We start from the raw sequence: 18,481 nt of genomic DNA on the forward strand, positions 1-18,481 counted from the left end.
TTCCTTCCCTGACCGGTCCCGGACAGGAAAGCGGCCCGCGCGCCGCCCGTTTGCCATCGGCATCGGGGGGGATAAGCGGCGATGGGCATAATGGAAATCATCGGCATCGCGGGCAGCGTCAGCCTGCTGGCGGGCTGGCGGCTCTACCTGTGCCTGCTGGCGACCGGGATCGCGATGCGCGCCGGCGCGCTGCCCCTGCCCGAACACCTCGCCGCGCTCGACGTTCTGGCGAACCCCTGGGTCATGGCGGTCACCGGGCTCGCCGCGCTGGCCGAGTTCCTGGCCGACAAGGTCATGTGGCTCGATTCGCTGTGGGACGCGGTGCACGGCTTCGTCCGCCCGGTGGGCGGTGCGCTGCTGGCGCTGGCGATCGTCGATCCGTCGGACCCGGCGTGGCAGGTCGTCGCCTTCGTCCTCGGCGGCGGGGCCGCCTTCGCCGCCCATACCGGCAAGGCCGGGGCCCGGGGCGTGGTCAACGCCAGCCCGGAACCGGTATCGAACGTCGCGGTCTCGACGGTGGAGGATATCGCGGCGGCCGGCCTGCTGTGGGCGGCGTTCGAATATCCCTATGTCGCCGGGGCGATCGCGCTGGCCCTGCTCGCGCTCACGATCTGGCTCGTCCTCGCCGCCCGCCGGATGATCCGCCGGCTGCTTGGCCGGGGCGCGCAGGGGCCCGGGCGCGGGGCGGCCGGACCGCCGCCGCCCTGACCGTCAGGCCGCGGCCGCGAGGCCGGACCGGCCGTGCCGGGCGATGAAGGCTTCGACCGCGGGGGCGATTTTCGTGCGCCAGCGGCTGCCGTTGAAAATGCCGTAGTGGCCGGCCCCCTCGGCGAGGAAATACTGCTTCTTCGCCTCGTCCAGCCCGGTGGCGAGATCCAGCGCGGCGCGCGTCTGCCCGATGCCCGAGATATCGTCGCGCTCGCCCTCGATCGCCAGGATCGCGGTGTCGCGGATGGCGCCGAGGTCCACCGACTGGCCGCGATGGACGAAAGTCCCGTTGGCCAGCGAGTGCTTCTGGAACACTTCCTCCACCGTCTGGAGGTAGAACTCGGCCGTCATGTCGCAGACCGAGCGATACTCGTCGTAGAAATCCTTGGTCGCCTGGGCGCTGTCCTCGTCGCCGATCGTCAGGTGCTTGAACATCTCGTAGTGGCTCAGTATGTGCTGGCCGAGGTTCATCGACATGAAGCCGGCGAGCTGCAGGAACCCGGGATAGACCCTGCGCCCTGCCCCGCGGTGCTGCATCGGCACGGTGGCGATCACCGTGTGGCGGAACCATTCGATCGGCCGTTCCATCGCCAGGTCGTTGACCGTCGTCGGGCTCTCGCGCGTGTCGATCGGCCCGCCCATCATGGTCAGGGTGGCGGGGCGGCAGCGATGGCCCTCGGCGTTCATCAGCGCGGTGGCCGCCAGCGCGGGTACCGATGGCTGGCACACGGCCATGACGTGCGCGCCCGGCCCGATATGCTCGAGGAACCCGACCAGGTAATCGATATAGTCGTCGAGATCGAACAGCCCCTCCGACATCGGGACGGTCTTCGCGTCGGCCCAGTCGGTGACATAGACCTCGCACGATTCGATCATCCGCCGCACCGTGCCGCGCAGCAGGGTGGCGTAGTGCCCGCTCATCGGCGCGACGACCAGCAGGCGCGGCGCATCTTCGGGCAGGCCGTCGCGCACGAACCGTTTCAGGTCGCCGAAAGGCCGGTTGACCACGGTGGCTTCCTCCACCGCGAAAGACTTGCCGCCCGCCTCCACGGTCTCGATCCCGAACGCGGGCTTGCCGCGCGGCGCGGCGGCGTGGGCGAAAACCTCCAGCGCGCTCGCCGTGACCGGGCCGAGGCCCATGTAACCCAGGGGGGAATAGGGGCTGGCGAGCATTTCCGCCCCCATCGAGGCCCAGGCGCTCGCCCCGCCCAGCCAGGCGCGCTGCAGTTCGTAAGCGTGATAGAGCAATTCGTTTCCCCTGCTGGGCGTCTCTTGCCGGACGCTTCCCGCTGCGTTGTGCACTGCACAGTGCCGGGAGGCGCGTCATTGTGCAATGCATCATTCGGGCATCATCTGGGCATTCGTGCCGCCGATCGCCAGTGGCGAGTGGATTTTGCCGGCCGGCAGCGCTAGGCCGCGCGCGATGGAAGCGGACCAGAGCGAAACCCGACCGCGCCCCCGCCGGGGCCTGCTGCGCCGCCGCACGGCGCAGGACGGGGAGCCGCGCCCGGCCCGCTCGCTCGCGCCGCTGCGGATGATCTTCCGCGAGGCCGCGCGCTACCCCGCGCGGGTGGCGCTGGCGGTCTTCGCGCTGTTCGTGACCGCTGCCGCGACGCTGGCCATTCCCTGGCGGTTCAAGGCGATCATCGACCGGGCTTTCGGCGGCGACGCCAACCTGGAAGAGATCGCCCACGCGTTCCAGTACCTGCTGATGATCGTCGTCGTGCTCGCGATCGGCACGGCGATGCGGTTCTATTTCGTCAGCTGGCTGGGCGAACGGGTCGTCGCCGATATCCGCCTGAAGGTGCAGCGCAACCTCCTGCGCCTCGCCCCCGGTTTCTACGAGGAGAACAGCCCCAAGGAAATCTCCAGCCGGATGACCTCGGATACCGCGCTGATCGAACAGGTCGTCGGCACGACGGTCTCGGTCGCGCTGCGCAACCTGCTGACCGCGATCGGCGGAACGGCGATCCTGTTCTACCTCGCCCCGACGCTGACGGTCGGGCTGATCGTCGGCATTCCGCTGGTGATCCTGCCGATCGTCTATTTCGGCCGCCGCATCCGCACCGTCTCGCGCTCGAGCCAGGACCGGGTGGCCGATGTCGGCGCGATGATCACCGAAGTGCTGTCCGCGATGAAGATCGTCCAGGCGTTCAACCAGGAAGAACGCGAGGGCGGCCGTTTCGCCGAGGCGGTGGAGCGCACGTTCGCGACCGCCCGCCGCCGGATCGCCCTGCGCGCGGCGATGACCTCGATCGTGATCATGCTCGTCTTCGGCGGGATCACGCTGGTCATGTGGCGCGGGGCGATTGCCGTGGCGAGCGGAGAGATCAGCGGCGGCACGATCGCCGCCTTCGTCCTCACCGGCGGCCTGGTGGCAGGGGCCTTCGGCGCGCTGACCGAGGTTTACGGCGACCTGCTGCGCGGGGCCGGCGTCGCCAGCCGGCTGGAGGAACTGCTGGCCGAACGGCCCGACATCGCCCCGCCCGCCCGGCCGCTCGCCCTGCCCGAGCCGCCGCGCGGCAGCCTGTCGTTCCGCAACGTCAGTTTCCGCTATCCGACCCGGCTCGACGCCCCGGCGCTGAAGGAATTCACGCTCGAGGTCGAACCGGGCGAAACGGTCGCGATCGTCGGCCCTTCGGGGGCGGGCAAGTCCACCGTGTTCCAGCTGGCCGAGCGGTTCTACGACCCGCAGGCCGGGACGATCCGGCTCGACGGGGTGCCGCTGACCAGTGCCGACCCGGCCGACATCCGCCGCCGGATCGCGCTCGTTCCGCAGGACGGCGTGCTCTTTTCGGCCAATGCCCGCGACAACTTGCGCTACGGCGCCTGGGACGCGAGCGACGATGCCATCTGGGAAGCGGCGCGCGCCGCCAATGCCGAGGCTTTCCTGCGCGACCTGCCCGAGGGGCTCGACACGTTCCTGGGCGAGAGCGGCACGCGCCTGTCGGGCGGGCAGCAGCAACGCCTCGCGATCGCCCGCGCCCTGCTGCGCGACGCGCCGATCCTGCTGCTGGACGAGGCGACCAGCGCGCTCGATGCCGAGAGCGAGCAACTGGTCCAGCAGGCGCTCGACCGGCTGATGCGCGCGCGCACGACGCTGGTCATCGCGCACCGGCTGGCGACCGTGCGCGCGGCGGACCGGATCGTGGTGATGGACGAAGGGCGGATCGTCGAACAGGGCACCCATTCGCAGCTGAGCGAGGCGGGCGGGCTCTACGCGCGCCTCGCCGCGCTCCAGTTCGCTTCGGCCGAGGCCGCCTGACACCGCGCCGTTCGCCGCGTCCGCTGCCGCAAGGTTCAGAAAAGGCGCGGCAATCTATCAAGTTGCAATGGAAACCGACGAACGACTGCCGCACGCGGGCGGCAGGCTCTATGGTCCGCGCCAAAGGATCGCCGATCCTTGGGACTGACCGAATTACTCCGGGAGATATCGACAATGATCCGCACTCTGTTCGCCGGGGGCGCCAGCGCGCTCGCGCTCGCACTTTCCGTTCCGGCCCTGGCGCAGGATGGCGCGCCCGCCGCGGGCGAGGAAACCCCGCTGCCGACGATGAGCTTCGGCGAATGGGGTTTCGACCCGGCCTATATCGACGAGAGCGCGGACCCGGGCGACGACTTCTTCGCCTATGCCAATGACAAGTGGCTCGCCGCCAACCCGCTGCCGGCCGAGTTCAGCCGGTTCGGCGCGTTCAACCTCTTGCGCGAGAAATCGACCAGCGACGTGAAGGCGCTGGTGGACGAGCTGGTGGCCAAGGCCCCGGCCGCGCTTTCGGCGGACGAGAAGCGGATCGTCGATGCCTACAACGCCTTCCTCGACCAGGAGGCCATCGACGCCGCCGGGCTGGACCCGGCGCGGCCCTATCTCGACGCGATCCGCTCCGCCGACAGCCATGCCGAGCTGGCGACGCTTTGGGGCACGCCCGGCTATGCCTCCCCGCTGGGCGGGTTCGTCACCGTCGATGGCAAGGAGCCGACCCGTTACTCGGTCTACGTCGCCTCGGGCGGGCTGGGCCTGCCCGATCGCGATTACTACCTCGACGAGAGCGAGAAGGGCCGCGAGATCCAGGCCAGCTATCGCGCGTTCATGGCGTTCCTGTTCCAGCAGGCCGGCTATGCCGACCCGGCGGCGACCGCGCAGCAGGTCTATGACCTGGAGGCGGCGATCGCGCGCACGGTCAGCTGGGACCGGGCGACGCGCCGCAACCGCGACCTGACCTACAACGCCGTGACCCCGGCCGAGCTGTCGGCCATGGCCAACGGCTTCCCGCTCGACGCGCTGGTCGCGGCGATGGGCCTCGGCGATACCGACCGCTACATCGTCTACGACATGCCGCCGAGCGCCGAAGAAGCGGCCGAGCTGGGCCTGGCCGAGGAAACGCTGGCCAAGATCGGCGGCGGGACGCCGGCGATGACCGCGCTGCTGGCGCAGACGCCGGTGGAGGTGCTACAGGCCTGGACGATCAAGGAATTCCTCGAAGGCAATGCCGCGGTCCTGCCGAGCGCGATCGATGCCGCCGATTTCGACTTCTTCGGCCGCACGCTGACCGGCACGCCCGAACAGCGCCCGCGCTGGAAGCGCGCGATTGCCGAGACCGAGGGGCTGCTGGGCGAACTGGTCGGCGCCTCTTACGTCGAGCGCTACTTCCCGCCCGAGAACAAGGCCGCGATGGAAGAGCTGGTCGAGAACCTGCGCAAGGCGCTGGCCGAAAGCATTGCCGAAAACGACTGGATGAGCCCGGCGACCAAGCAGGAGGCCGTGGCCAAGCTGCAAAGCTTCGATCCCAAGATCGGCTATCGCGACAACCTGGAAACGTACCCCGGCCTCGCGATCGCGCAGGGCGATCCGCTGGCCAACCGCATGGCCGCGGCCCGCTGGCAGTGGCAGGACATGCTGGACAAGCTGGGCGGGCCGATCGACCGGACCGAATGGGGCATGCTGCCGCAGACGGTGAACGCCTATTACAATTCGACCAAGAACGAGATCGTCTTCCCCGCCGCGATCCTGCAACCGCCCTTCTACGGCATCTCGGCCGACCCGGCGGTGAACTACGGCGGGATCGGCGCGGTGATCGGCCACGAGATGGGGCACGGCTTCGACGACCAGGGATCGAAGTCCGATGCCAGCGGGGCGCTGCGCAACTGGTGGACCGACGCCGACCGCGCCGCTTTCGACAAGCTGGGCGATGCGCTGGTCGAACAGTATGGCCAGTTCTGCCCGCTCGACGACGGGGAAACCTGCGTCAACGGCCGGTTGACGCTGGGCGAGAACATCGGCGACGTCGGCGGCCTCAGCCTCGCCTATCGCGCCTACAAGCTCTCGCTGGGCGGCAAGGAGGACAAGGTGATCGACGGGCTGACCGGCGACCAGCGGTTCTTCCTCGCCTGGGCGCAGGTCTGGCGTTCGCAACAGCGCGAGGACAACGCGCGCCAGCGCCTGCGGACCGATCCCCACAGTCCCGAGGAATATCGCGTCAACGGCGTCGTGCGCCAGATGGACGCCTGGTACGAGGCCTTCGGCGTGACGCCCGACGACGCGCTCTACCTCCCGCCCGAGGAACGCGTACACATCTGGTAAGCTTGCGCTTTTCCACCCTGCCCCCGGCCCGCGCGGCCGGGGGCCCCTTTTTTCCTTAAGCGCGCTGCGGCCATTTGCATTTGACACGCGCCACAGCCTTGCCATGAGCGGGACGCGATGAGCCTGACCCTGACCGCAATCCTGCTCGGCATCCTCGAAGGGCTGACCGAGTTCCTCCCCGTATCCTCGACCGGACACCTGATCCTGGCGCAGGCATTCTTCGGTTACGACCCGGCGCAGTGGCGCCAGTTCAACATCGTGATCCAGCTCGGCGCGATCCTGGCCGTCGTCGTCACGTACTGGAACACCTTCTGGTCGATGGGCATGGGCCTGCTGCGGCTGGAGGACGAGGCCCTGCGCTTCGTGCGCAACATCCTGCTCGGCTTCGTTCCGGCCGCCGTCATCGGCCTGCTCGCGAAGGACGCGATCGACCTGATGCTGGGCACGCCTCTGGTCGTGGCAGTGGCGCTGGTGATCGGGGGCGTCGCCATACTGGTGCTGGAGCGGACCATTCCGGCGCGCGAGGACGTGGGTGTCGCGGCGCTCTCGTGGAAAACGGCGATGGCGGTCGGCTTCGCGCAGTGCCTGGCGATGATCCCGGGGACGAGCCGTTCGGCCGCGACGATTCTCGGCGCGCTCGCCATGGGGGTCGGCCGCAAGACCGCGGCGGAATTCTCCTTCTTCCTCGCCGTCCCGACGATGCTCGGGGCTGCGACGGTCAAGATCCTCGACGAACCCGCGCTCCTCGCGGGGGAGGCCGCGGTCGGCTGGACCGAGATCGGCCTCGGCTTCGTCGCCGCCTTCCTCGTGGCCATGGTCGTGATCCGCGCCTTCGTCGCCTATGTCAGCCGCCATGGCTTCGCGCCCTTCGGCTGGTACCGGATCGCGCTGGGCCTGTTCGCGCTGGGATGGTTTACGCTGGGTTGACGCCGCCGGGGCGGGCATCCGCCGGCCCGGCACACCCGCTTCCATTCGCCGCAAATGCTGGAACAGGGGCAGACCTCTTCCGTTGGATCCCCATGATGGATCGCGGGCACTAACAACCGATGGGGTTGCTGACCTTCCTTGTCATCGGGGCGCTCCTCGGCTGGCTGGCCGCGGTCGTCATGCGGGTGGAGGACGGCCCCCGCGTCGTCGCGAACCTGGCCGCGGGCGGCGCGGGCGCGGCCATCGCGGGATGGGTCGCGAACCGCGGATCGGTCCTCTACGGGATCACCGCGCTGTCCATCCCGGTCGCGATCGGGGGCGCGCTGCTGACGCTCGCGATCGTCTCGTGGATCAGGAGCCGCAGGGACGGAGCCTGAAATCCGTAAACGCTATTCACGCCCGGTCGAGTCACGTGTATGGCTCGGTCACCCAACAAGCAAAGGGGAACACTGAGATGAAGAGCATTTTCAAAGGCGCGATGGTCGCGTCGGTTGCAGCCATGGGCCTGACTCTTGCCGCTTGCGACAGCGCGCAGGAAGAAGCCGCCGAGGACGCCGGCGAGCAGATGGCTGAAAACGTCGAGGAGCAGGCCGAGGCGATGGAAGACGCCGGCCAGATCACCGACGCCGAAGCCGAAGAGATGACCGAAGCCGCCGAAGAGCGCGCCGACGCCATGGAAGAGCAGGCCGAAGCCGCCGCCGAAGGCGAACCGGTCGAGTAAGCGCTCGCCCGAATGACGGCAAAAAGCCGGCCCGGAGCGATCCGGGCCGGCTTTTTCATGCCCGGCGTCGGGGCGCGGGCGCCTGCGAAAGGCCCCTTTAGACCGGGCGGGCCCCGCTGCCCCTGCCGCCGCGCAGCAGGTATTCCTGCGTCCCGCGGTGGACGACGTTATCGACGTCGATCGCGGCCGAATTAGCATATGTGAAGGCCGGCGGCAGGTTGCGATAGAGGCGATCGAAGTCGCGCTCCACCGTCTGGCGATAGAGATCCTCGAAGCTCTCGATCACGAAATAGGTCGGCTGGAGGTCGCTGATCACGTAATCGGTGCGCATCACGCGATCGACGCTGAGCATGATGCGATTGGGGCTTTTCGCCTCGACCGCGAAGACGACCTCGGTCGGGCCCGACAGGATCCCCGCGCCGTAGGCGCGGACTTCCCCCTGTTCGAGCAGCAGGCCGAACTCGACCGTGTACCAGTAAAGCGCGCCGAGCGCCTTCAGCCGGTTGTAGCGCATCGCCTTCCACCCGGCCTTGCCATATTCCTGCATGTAATCGGCATAGACCGGGTCGGTCAGCATCGGCACGTGGCCGAACACGTCGTGGAAGACGTCCGGCTCCTGGATATAGTCGAAGGTCTCGCGCGTGCGGATGAAGTTGCCGGCGGGGAAGCGGCGGTTGGCGAGGTGCCAGAAGAACACGTGATCGGGAATCAGCATCGGCACCGGCACGACGCTCCACCCGGTCAGCCGGTCGAGTTCCTCGGAAAGGCGGCCGAAGTCGGGCACCCCGCCCCGGCCCAGGTCGAGCTTGTCCAGCCCGTGCATGAACGCGCTCGCCGCGCGCCCGGGCAGGACTTCCATCTGGCGGGAGAAGAGATCGTTCCAGATCCCGTCCTCCTCGGAAGAGTACTCGGTCTGCTTCGGCTCCAGCCAGTCGTCGCCCACATGCGCGGGCTTCTTGAGCGGCGCGGTGAACACGCCCTCCGGCATTTCCGGAAGGGTCGTGAAATCCTGTTCTTCGGTCACTGTCGTCATCATGGTTTCGTTTGTAACCAATAGCAGGTCCACGCGTCGCTGACAAACCCTCGCTCGGGCGCGGCCGGCCCGGGGCGACCAGGCCTTGCGCGTCGCGTCACCTGCCTTCGGCCATCGGCCGCCATCGCGCAACCGCCGGCGGTTTGACCGCCGGACAACGGCCAGCTACCCCATCATTGGTATGTATTTCTGGAATGATTGATTCGGCATACCATAATAGTAAAAAAGGATGGGAGAATTGTAATGATATTACTGCGATACGGGCTTGCGGTCGCGGGAGCATCGGCCCTGGTCCAGGCGAGTCCGGCGATGGCGGCATTCGCTTGCGACCAGGTCCAGGACCTCACCGCCGCGCCTTATTCCGAGGCCAAGTTCCAGGCCGCGCTCGACCACGCCAAGCTGCAACTGCCCACGTCGAGCACGTGCCTGACCAATACCAAGATCACCAGCTACTACTACGATCCCGACAACTGGTATCTCGACAACACGAACATGCAGTTCGAGATCGACGACGGCGCCGGTTCCCAGCGCAACGAACTGCGCGGGGATTCCTTCGCCGGGACCCGAACCGACATGACCTTCCGTTCGCGGATGAAGGTCCGCTACGGATCGACCTATTCCGATCGCTTCACCGTCGCGCAGATCTATGGCGAGACGGGCGGGCAGCCGATCCTGCGGGTCGAATTCCTCGCAAGCCGGTCAGGCCTCAGCAATCGCTTCTGGGGAATCTATCGGACCAATGCCGGCCCGTTGCCGTCGTATGAATACCAGGACCTGGGCCCGGCGCCGACCGCCTTCACCGAGCTGAAGCTGGTCTACAACGACAATGGCACGGTGACCGCCCAGCTCGGCACCAACCCGAAGCGTACGTGGTCCACCAACTTCGCCTATTACGCGCAGTCCTGGAAGACGACCTACTTCAAGACCGGTTGCTACCTGCAGGACCCCGGCGACTGCTATGTCCGCCTGTCCACCCTGGTCTTCGATACCTGAGTGCGAGGACGGGCCGGGCTTGGCGGAACGCCTCCCGGCCCGTCGGCAGCCGTCGGAACGGGTATCGGCAGCCTCAGTCGGCGAGGCCTTGTGCGCGCAGGAAGGCCAGCGCGCGATCGACGATTTCCGCCCGGGCGGCCGTGTCGAACTTTCCGTGCCCGCCGCCGGGGACGGTGAGCAGTTCGGATGCCACGCCCGCCCCCTGGAGGGCCTCGAGAAGCAGGAACGACTGCGCGATCGGCACGACCTTGTCCCGATCGCCGTGCACGATCAGCGTGGGCGGGGTGTTCTCGCCCACATGGCGGGCGGGCGACATGGCGGCGTCCATTGCCGCGGCGCCCGGATAGTCGCCGACCCAGCGCGCGACCGTCGGATGGCGCGGCGAACCTTCGGGCACGATCCGCGTCAGGTCGGCCGGACCGTAGAAGTCGAGCACCGCGGCCACCCGCGGCGCCCCGCGGCATTCGGGGACGTCGATCGCGCTATCCTGCGGCAGGTAAGCCGCCATCAGGGCCAGGTGCCCCCCGGCAGAGGTGCCATAGGCAACGATGCGATCCGGATCGAAGCCATATTCGGCCGCTTTGCTGCCGATCCAGTGGATCGCGCAGCGCACGTCCTGCACCGCTGCCGGCGCCCGCGCCTGGCCGGAAAGCCGGTACTGGACGGCGACGACCGAGAACCCCGCGCCGAGGAACGGGCTGAAACCCTTCCAGCTTTCAGGGCGCTGGCCCCGGGCCCAGCCGCCCCCGTGGAAATAGACCACCACCGGCGCCGGCCCCTCGTCTGCCGTCGGGCTGCGATAGACGTCGAGGCGCAGTTCCACGTCGTCCACCGTGCGGTAGACGACGTCGCGATGGATCTGCGAGGGCTGCGCGCGCGCCGCCGTCTCGGCCCGGGCGGCGGCAGGCATGGCGGCCGGGGCGGGCAGCAGCAGCGCGAGCGCACATGCCCCCAGCACCCCCCGGGTCCGGGCCGGTCCCCGAAGGGCGCCCTTCCCCGTCCATGCCGAAACGCCCCGCCGCATGCCCATGGCCGACCTCACATCTTGACCCGCAGGCCGAGGAAGTACTTCGACCCGTAGTAGTGGTACTGCCGCGTGCTGCCCACCACCGGCATATAGGTGATCTTGGGCTCGTTGGTGATGTTCAGCGCCTCGAGACGCAGCGAGACGCCGCGCATCAGGTCGATCGAGGCGCGCAGGTCGAACGTCTCGTTCCCGGCAACGTAGCGCAACTGCGCGTTCCCGCCCACGAAATCCTGGAAGTACTGCGAGCGGTAGTTGTAGATCCCCTGCAGGTTCACCGGGCCGAGATCGTAATAGACCTGGGCCGAAAGAACGTGCTTGGAATAGCCGGAGATATTGGCGGGCGGGATAATGCCCGGCTCGACCGTTTCGGTCACCGGATCATAGATATCGCCGAGCCGCACGTCCTGCGTTTCGAAATTGGAGTCCGCGTAGTTGTAGCTGATCTTCGTGCCCAGCCCGTCGAGCGGGGCCGGCAGGAACGAGAAACGCGTCGCGGCCGTGACCTCGAGCCCGTAGATGCGCGACTTGTCGTCGCTGTTGCGCGTCTGCGTGACCGGAACGTTCACGGTCTGGCCGTCGATCGTGAAATCCTCGTTGAAGATCACCGGCTGGAAGCCGCCGGAGAACTTCTTGTAATAGACCGTGCCGGCCAGGATCGTGTCGGCATTGGGATACCATTCCACCGCGAGATCGCCGTTCCACGACATCAGCGGCTCCAGCCGCGGGCTGCCCGATGCCTGGATCCCGCGAATCGCGTCGGCCACGTCGGTGAACGACGTTCCGTCCTCGAGCTGGATCGAGCGCCCCGCCGTCAGCGCGCTGGGCGCCGGACGCGACATCGCGCGGTAGACCGCCGCTCGCACCTGGACCTCGGGGGAAACTTCGAAGATCGCATTCACGCTCGGCAGGATGCGGGTGGTATCGTGCTCGATCACGACGTCTTCGAAATCGCCCGTTTCCTCCAGCCGGATCGAACCGTCGCCGTTATCGATCACGTCGAGACCGGAACGCAGGCCGCGCGAGGTGACGGCCGTGTTGACCACCCGCACACCGAAGTTGCCGCGCACCGGCATCGAACCGAGTTCGTGATCGTACTCGGCCATGATGTAGCCGGCCCAGACGTCCTCGGTAATGTCGGTGTTGCCGATGCTGCGCAGGTCGTCGCTCGGCCCCGGGTCCTCGGTGCCCAGGTACTCGCGGAAGAGGCAGACGGGGTCGAAGGTCGCCCAGCTCGAGAACTGGTCGCCCGGTGCATCGCTGAGGAAATCGCGCTGCGGGAACTGCGTCCGGCACGCCAGGTTGACTTCGCGATCGACCGCGCGGTCGCCCTGGGTGAACTGCACCCGGTCGGTATGGTCGGCGTACGTCTGCTGGCTGTAGCGGACGCCGGCGTGCAAGGCCGACAGGAAGCCTTCGAGCTCGTAGGATGCGTCGAGGCGCCCGGCCCAGATCGTGTTGTTCCGTTCGCGCTCGTCGCGGCGCAGCCGGGCGTCGTCGCTGAACAGCGACCAGTCGTTGACATCGAACCGCGGATCGATGGTGAACACCGGCGCGAACGAATCGCGGGCATCGTAGGTGTAGGAAACCCTCTGGTTCCCGACCGGCGTTGGATTGCCGTAGATGTCGAGGGCATCGGTCCGCAGCCGGGTGCTGCGAACCTGGTCGAAACGGCGCGTATCCGAATAGGAGACATCGCCCACCAGGCGCAGCCGGTCCGACACGTCGACCGCAATTTCCAGCCCGCCGCCAAGGTATTCCTCGGTCCGCTCCTGCAAGGTCGAGGTCGATTCGAGCGACGAAGCCCCTTCGACGTAGCGCAGGTAGCCGGACGGATCGACTTCGCGGTTCTGCAGCGCCAGCGGAAGTTCCGAGAAGTTGAAGTCGCTCCGGTCCTCGTTGATGTAGCGGTCGGAGTACTGGACATCGAGGTTGACCTCGACCGTCGGCGAAGGCTGCCACTGCACCGCGCCGAACACGGCGTCCCGCTCGTCCTCCTCGCTGATCTGGCGGAAGACGAGGGCGTTGGGCACGATGTAGAAGGGCGTGCCGGCATTGGCCTCGGCGTTGGACACCTGCCGGCAGACGCCCGCAACATCGACCGAGTCGTCGCAGGCCCGCCAGGTGGAGCTGCCCGCCATCGTCTCCTCGGGATTGGAGGTGCGCTGGCGCTGGTATCCGATCGAGACCCCGAAATCACCGAGGCCGCCCAGCTCGAACTGGTCCACGTAGCTGAGCGTGCCGCGCCACCCCATGCCGCCGTCGCCCACGATCCGGTCCTGGTAGGGGTTGTAGTTGACCTTGATCTCGCCCTGCAGGCGGGTGCGCCCGAAATCGAGCGGCCGCAGGGTGCCCAGCTCGATCGTGCCGGCCACGCCGCCTTCGACCAGGCTGGCCTGCTGCGACTTGTAGATCGTGATCTGGTTGATCAGCTCGGAAGGAAACTGGTTGAAATTGACCGAGCGGTCACCGCTGCCGTTGGACGCCTCGCGCCCGTTGAAGGTCGCGTTGCTGAGGAAGGGCCCGAGACCGCGCAGCGCGATCTCCGAAGCGTCGCCCTTCTCGCGGTGGGTCGTCGCGCCCGTGATCGTCTGGATGGCCTGGCCGACCGAGATCGCCGGGATATCGCCGATGTCGTCGGCCGAAAGGGCATCGACGATCGCGGTCGCGGCGCGCTTGGTCTCGATCGAATCGCGAATGGTCTGGCGGAGACCGGAAACGACGATGACGTTTTCGTCCTCGGCGGCAACTTCGGCCGCCTGGCCTTCGGGCTCGCCCACGTCCTGTGCATGAGCGGCCGCGGGCAGCGCAAGGGCGCAGATGGCGCAGCCGCGTAGCAGCCGGGAAGCCAGGCCCTGGCCGGATTGGGCGCGCAGGTGTGCTGTGAAAGTCGTCAAATTCCCCTCCTCATCTCGTTATTGCGAGCCGGGATAACGGGCGGACCCATCATGTCAACCACTTTTTCAAACCTGATACGACAGATTGGTCATGCCAATAGTGCCGCACCAGAGGGGTCGCGAAGCGGAACTGCCATGGCGCGAGACTTTGCCGAGTGCTGCCTTTTCGCGCCGGCACGCCGCCCATCTTCGCGCATGGCGGGCACTGCACCGACGGGGCAGCCGCGTTGCGACCGGACGACGGGACGCGCTGGCTCCCGGCCTTCGATCCGCAGCCTGCACCGGAGCAGCGCCCTTGCAACCGAGAACTTCCGTCACGGTTTGCCCATCCGGAACGGCACGCTGCCGTGACGACAGGTGGACTAGCACAATTGGTAGGACAGAACTTTGTCGGGAGTGTCGGAGTCCGACAGGCTCTTGCGCCGCACGCGCGCCCCTGCCCGCGGTCAGATCGCGTGGCGGGCGAGCAGCTTCTCGTTGCGGAAGTGGGCGAACTCGCCGTCGTCGAGCAGGCAGGCGGCCGCCCCTTCGGGCTGGCAGGCCATGTGCCGCGCGAGAGCCCGCGCGCGGTCGGGGCGGGTGGAATGATGGACCGAGACCGTTCCCGGTATCGCGCCCAGGCCCCGGATCGGATCGATCCGGGTCACGACGGAATCGGTCAGCCCCCCATTCGAACATCAGGTTGGCCCCCGCGCTTGCCCCGGCGACCGGCACCCCCGCGCGATAGGCGTCGATCAGCGCCCGGTCCGCACCCCATTCGCGCATCAGCGCGATCAGGTTGCGCGTGCTCCCGCCATCGACGTAGATCGCGTCCGCGCCGGCGAAGAACGTTTCCGGCCGGTCGTCGGCCAGCGCGAAGAGGCTCAGCGTGCGCGGGACGAATGCCGCCCGCTCGGCCAGCCGGAAGAACTGGGCCTGCTTGTTCGCGCAATCGCCGTTGGCCGCCCCGACGAAGACGATCGTGGGCCGCGACACGCCGGCCATCTCCACCAGGTAACGCAGGCAGGCGGGTTCTTTCCAGCCGGCAACGAAGAACGACGACGAATCGCTGATGGCGAGGAAATTGCGCCCTGGCGCGCGGGCCGGCGTGCCGGGCGCCATCAGATCGCCCGCATCAGTTCCGCACACAGGATCGCGCCATAAGTGCCCACGGCATAGCCGAGCACCGCCAGCAGCACGCCCACCGGCGCCAACGCGGGGTGGAAGGCACCGGCGACGACCGGCGCGGAGGCGGCGCCGCCGACATTGGCCTTGCTGCCCACCGCGATGAAGAAGAACGGCGCCCGGATGATCTTGGCCACCACGAACAGCAGGATGGTGTGGATCAACATCCAGATGATTCCCACGGCCATGAACTCGGGCGCTTCGGAAAGCTGCAGGAGGTTCATCTTGGTGCCGATGACGAGGACCAGCAGGAAGATGAACACGGTGCCGAACTTCGACGCCCCGATCCCCTCGAACGCGCGCATCGGGGTGAAGCTGCCGACGAGGCCGAGCGTGGTGGCGAAAACCACGATCCACAGGAAGTCGCTGGCCAGCGTCGAATCCGCCCCCAGCGCCCCCTCGAACACGCCGGCCACCGCCCCGCCGAGCACGTGACACAGGCCGACCACCGCGAAGGTGATGCCCAGCAGGACCATGAACTCGCCGGCCGTGGCCACCCGTTCGACCGAGGCGGTGAAGGTTTCCATCCGCGATCGCAGCTCGTCGATCGCCGACGTGTCGGCCTTCAGCCAGCGGTCGAACACTTGCGGCCGACCCGCGCCGTAGAGCAGGAAGGCCATCCAGATATTGGCCACCACGATATCGACCGCGACCATCACGGCGTAGTTTTCCGGCGCGTACTGGTAGACTTCGAGCATGGCGGTCTGGTTCGCGCCGCCCCCGATCCAGCTGCCCGCCACGGTCGCGAGGCCGCGCCAGGCCGCGGTCGCACCGCTGCCCAGGATCTCCGGGTCGAACGAGGCGACGATCCACAGCGCGATCGGGCCGCCGATGACGATGCCGATCGTGGCGGTGAAGAACATGATCAGCGCCCTCGGCCCCAGGCGCAGGATGCCGCCGAGATCGATCCCCAGGCACATCAGGAACAGCGCCGCGGGCAGGAAGGCGTCGCGCGCGATCGGCCAGAGCGAGGAATCGCTCATGTCGATCAGGCCGAACGTCGCCATCAGCGAGGGGACGAGGTAGCAGACGAGGACGATCGGCACGAAAGTGTAGAACTTCTGCCATCCGCCGCCCAGGCCGCGGGTGTAGAAGACCGCGGCCAGCACGGCCGCGAGCAGGCCGAAAATGGCAATGTCGTTGTCAATCATCTGCGCCCCGTCCTCTCGTTCTCTCCGCGGCCGCGGCGGGCCCGCGGCCTAGCCGGCCGGTTCTCCCTCGATCCCGTCGCCGGCGTCCGTGTCCTCGGGCACCGGCCCGGCCGCCAGTTCCGGCCGCACCGGTACATAGTCCGCGCCGCGATGTCGCGCATACCATTGCAGTTCGCGGTTGATCTTGAACAGCTGGTTGCGCGGGCGGCGGAAATTGTGCGGCTCGCCTTTCGCCAGGTAGAGCTTCGTCTCCACGCCCAGGTCGCTCAGCGCGCGATACATGATCAGGCCCTGCGTCGGCGGCACCCGCTCGTCGTTCTCCCCGCTGAAGAACAGCGTCGGCGTTTTCACGCGCCAGGCATGGGTGACCGGCGAGGTCCGGCGAAACACCTCGAACGGCGCATCCTCGGCCCATGGCGGCCCGCCGAAGTGGAAAGTCCGGTTGCGGCGAAAATCGCTCTCTCCGTACATCGATACCCAGTCCGACGCGCCGGCGCCGGACGAAGCGGCGACGAAGCGGTCGGTCTGCCCGATCAGCCAGTTCGTCATGTGGCCGCCCGCGCTCCAGCCCATCGCGATCAGCGCCTCGGGATCGGCCAGCCCGGCTTCGACCAGGGCATCGATCCCGGCAAGGATGTCGTCGTCCGAATTGTTGAAGTAATTGCCCACCATGTCGCGCATGAAGGCATCGCCGTATCCCGTCCCGCCGCGATAGTTGGGCAGGAACACGCCGTAGCCCTCCCCCGCCAGGACCGGGAGATAGCGCGAGACCTGCCAGCTGCCGAAATTGACCGAGCTGCGCGGCCCGCCGTGCGAGATCGTGACGAGCGGGAAAGGCTCGCCCGCGCGGTGCCCCAGCGGACGGACGAGCAGGCCCTCGATCTCCCGCCCGTCGGGCGCGGTCCAGCGGAAGGCTTCCTGCCGCGGCAGCGCGAACCGGGCGGAAAAGTCGGCGAACTCGGGGCTGAGCACCGCGATCGCGCCGCTGTCGGGATCGATCGAGACGACATCGCCCGGGCTCCGCGCATCGGCGCGCAGGGCGACGTGGCGCCCGCTGCGATGATCGTAGCGCCAGGATTTCAGCTGGTGCTCGCCCCGGGTGACCTGGCGGACGGCGCCGGTCGCCAGGTCGCAGTGGAACAGCTGCGTCGTCAGCCCGACATTGCCGAGGAAGAACAGGCCCTCGCCGCTCGCGTCCCATGCGAACTGCAGGACCTCGACCGCCATGTCGGGGAACAGCAGGCGCGGGGTGTCCGATCCCACGTCCTGCACGAAGAGATTGTCCTCGTGGTAGAGACGGCCGCCCGCGTCGACTTCGGCGATGAAGGCGAACCGGCTGTTGTCGGGCGATAGCTGCGCGTCGCGTTCCTGGAAGGCGTTGTCGGTCAGCTGGCGGACCGGCCCCTCGCGCGAGACGAGCCAGACCTCGTTCGTCTCCTTCTCGTTCTTGGGCAGCGCCTTGCGCATCGTCACCAGCAGGAAGGCACCGTCCCGCGCGACCGAGTAGTCGAGGATGACCGTGTCCGCGCTCACCACGCGGTGATAGGCGTCCCGCGCGATGTCGTAATAGAACAGCTCCTCGAACGGGCGATGCTCGTAAGGGTCGAGCGACCAGTCGTCGTCGTCTACCGCCTCGTCGCTTTCGAAATAGAACCCCGCCCCGTCGGGCGCCCAGGTCACGTTGTCGATATCGACCGGATGGCGGGTCAGGCGGGTGAGCTGGCGGGACGCGAGATCGAAGCGATAGACCTGGTCGTGCTCGTCCCCCTCGCGCTCCAACAAGGTCAGGAAACTGCGCGAATCGGGCGACCAGGCGATCGCGTCGATGTCCTCGCGCCAGCTTTCCGGCGCGAACGGCTCGATCGGTTCGCCGCTCGCCGCCTCGCGCAGGACGAGCCGGTCGACCACGCGGTTGCGCCGCCAGTCGAGATCGTCCTTCAGATAGGCGAGGACATTCCCGTCGGGCGACAGCGAGGGCTGCGACAGGGTCGCGATCTCGACCATGTCGACCGCGGTCATCGGCGCGGGCTGCGGCGCCCGGTCCGTCGCCGCGGCAGCCGCCGTGCCCGGCTGCGCACGCGCCGGGGCCTGGATGGAACAGGCCAGCAGGACGGCGAGCCCGGCAAGGCGGACGGCGGGTAGCATCATCGTGATCTCCATTCCGGCGCCCCGGGGCCGCCCGCGGAGCCGCACCCGTCGCCGCGCCATCACGGGCACACGCGCGCGGGGCGGGCCGGGGCGCGGCGCAGGCCCCGGCGATACCCGCCGGAAACCTGCGACGCCCG

The 18,481-nt window shown here is 68.0% G+C and carries 14 protein-coding genes and 1 pseudogene; 7 read left to right on the forward strand and 8 right to left on the reverse strand.

Translation table 11 applies throughout. From position 1 onward, the window contains the following. The first annotated feature begins 81 nt into the window (after window positions 1–81). Complete coding sequence (locus GRI72_RS11165; protein WP_160734014.1) at window positions 82–708, forward strand: DUF4126 domain-containing protein; 627 nt, start codon at window positions 82–84, stop codon at window positions 706–708. Window positions 709–711: 3 nt separating this feature from the next. Here the strand turns inward: GRI72_RS11165 and GRI72_RS11170 are convergent, their stop codons facing one another. After that, window positions 712–1,956 carry a polyhydroxyalkanoate depolymerase gene (locus GRI72_RS11170; RefSeq protein WP_160734015.1) on the reverse strand — a complete coding sequence of 415 codons (1,245 nt, stop codon included), beginning with the start codon at window positions 1,954–1,956 and terminating at the stop codon, window positions 712–714. Window positions 1,957–2,242: 286 nt separating this feature from the next. Between GRI72_RS11170 and GRI72_RS11175 the strand changes: the two genes are divergently transcribed. The 5 genes from GRI72_RS11175 to GRI72_RS11195 all read left to right on the forward strand — a co-directional run bounded on the left by GRI72_RS11175 (window position 2,243) and on the right by GRI72_RS11195 (window position 7,934). Beyond that, window positions 2,243–3,973, forward strand: coding sequence for an ABC transporter transmembrane domain-containing protein (locus GRI72_RS11175; protein ID WP_237487131.1), 1,731 nt, complete (start codon window positions 2,243–2,245; stop codon window positions 3,971–3,973). Between the two features lie 174 nt (window positions 3,974–4,147). After that, window positions 4,148–6,286, forward strand: coding sequence for a M13 family metallopeptidase (locus tag GRI72_RS11180; protein WP_160734017.1), 2,139 nt, complete (start codon window positions 4,148–4,150; stop codon window positions 6,284–6,286). Between the two features lie 117 nt (window positions 6,287–6,403). Continuing rightward, window positions 6,404–7,213, forward strand: coding sequence for an undecaprenyl-diphosphate phosphatase (locus tag GRI72_RS11185; RefSeq protein ID WP_160734018.1), 810 nt, complete (start codon window positions 6,404–6,406; stop codon window positions 7,211–7,213). A 119-nt stretch (window positions 7,214–7,332) separates the two neighbouring features. Beyond that, a complete protein-coding gene (locus GRI72_RS11190; RefSeq protein WP_160734019.1) occupies window positions 7,333–7,590 on the forward strand; it encodes a GlsB/YeaQ/YmgE family stress response membrane protein in 258 nt (85 codons plus the stop codon). Window positions 7,591–7,667: 77 nt separating this feature from the next. Then, entirely contained in the window at window positions 7,668–7,934 is a 267-nt protein-coding gene (locus GRI72_RS11195; RefSeq protein ID WP_160734020.1) for a hypothetical protein, read from the forward strand. Window positions 7,935–8,031: 97 nt separating this feature from the next. Here GRI72_RS11195 and phhA read toward each other — a convergent pair whose 3' ends face one another. Further along, window positions 8,032–8,922, reverse strand: a complete 891-nt coding sequence (phhA, locus tag GRI72_RS11200) for a phenylalanine 4-monooxygenase (RefSeq protein WP_160734206.1) — start codon at window positions 8,920–8,922, stop codon at window positions 8,032–8,034. Window positions 8,923–9,276: 354 nt separating this feature from the next. Between phhA and GRI72_RS11205 the strand changes: the two genes are divergently transcribed. Continuing rightward, the gene (locus GRI72_RS11205; RefSeq protein WP_160734021.1) at window positions 9,277–9,960 is read left to right on the forward strand and encodes a polysaccharide lyase family 7 protein; all 684 of its coding nucleotides are present in this window, start codon (window positions 9,277–9,279) and stop codon (window positions 9,958–9,960) included. Between the two features lie 73 nt (window positions 9,961–10,033). Here GRI72_RS11205 and GRI72_RS11210 read toward each other — a convergent pair whose 3' ends face one another. The 6 genes and pseudogenes from GRI72_RS11210 to GRI72_RS11230 form a co-directional block, all read right to left on the reverse strand. Continuing rightward, on the reverse strand, window positions 10,034–10,918 hold the full coding sequence (locus GRI72_RS11210) for an alpha/beta hydrolase (RefSeq protein WP_160734022.1): 885 nt from the start codon (window positions 10,916–10,918) through the stop codon (window positions 10,034–10,036). Between the two features lie 80 nt (window positions 10,919–10,998). Then, window positions 10,999–13,764 carry a TonB-dependent receptor gene (locus tag GRI72_RS11215; protein ID WP_337191179.1) on the reverse strand — a complete coding sequence of 922 codons (2,766 nt, stop codon included), beginning with the start codon at window positions 13,762–13,764 and terminating at the stop codon, window positions 10,999–11,001. Between the two features lie 563 nt (window positions 13,765–14,327). Continuing rightward, window positions 14,328–14,528, reverse strand: a complete 201-nt coding sequence (locus GRI72_RS14755) for a hypothetical protein (protein WP_237487110.1) — start codon at window positions 14,526–14,528, stop codon at window positions 14,328–14,330. Between the two features lie 25 nt (window positions 14,529–14,553). Beyond that, window positions 14,554–14,982: pseudogene (locus GRI72_RS15020) on the reverse strand (Type 1 glutamine amidotransferase-like domain-containing protein); the annotation flags it as partial. Next, the gene (locus GRI72_RS11225; RefSeq protein ID WP_160734024.1) at window positions 14,982–16,196 is read right to left on the reverse strand and encodes a DUF819 family protein; all 1,215 of its coding nucleotides are present in this window, start codon (window positions 16,194–16,196) and stop codon (window positions 14,982–14,984) included. The pseudogene GRI72_RS15020 and the gene GRI72_RS11225, both read right to left, overlap by 1 nt. Window positions 16,197–16,244: 48 nt before the next feature. Beyond that, on the reverse strand, window positions 16,245–18,344 hold the full coding sequence (locus tag GRI72_RS11230) for a S9 family peptidase (protein WP_160734025.1): 2,100 nt from the start codon (window positions 18,342–18,344) through the stop codon (window positions 16,245–16,247). Window positions 18,345–18,481 lie beyond the last annotated feature (137 nt).

The organism is Pelagerythrobacter marinus, from assembly GCF_009827515.1.
GTDB lineage: Bacteria > Pseudomonadota > Alphaproteobacteria > Sphingomonadales > Sphingomonadaceae > Pelagerythrobacter > Pelagerythrobacter marinus.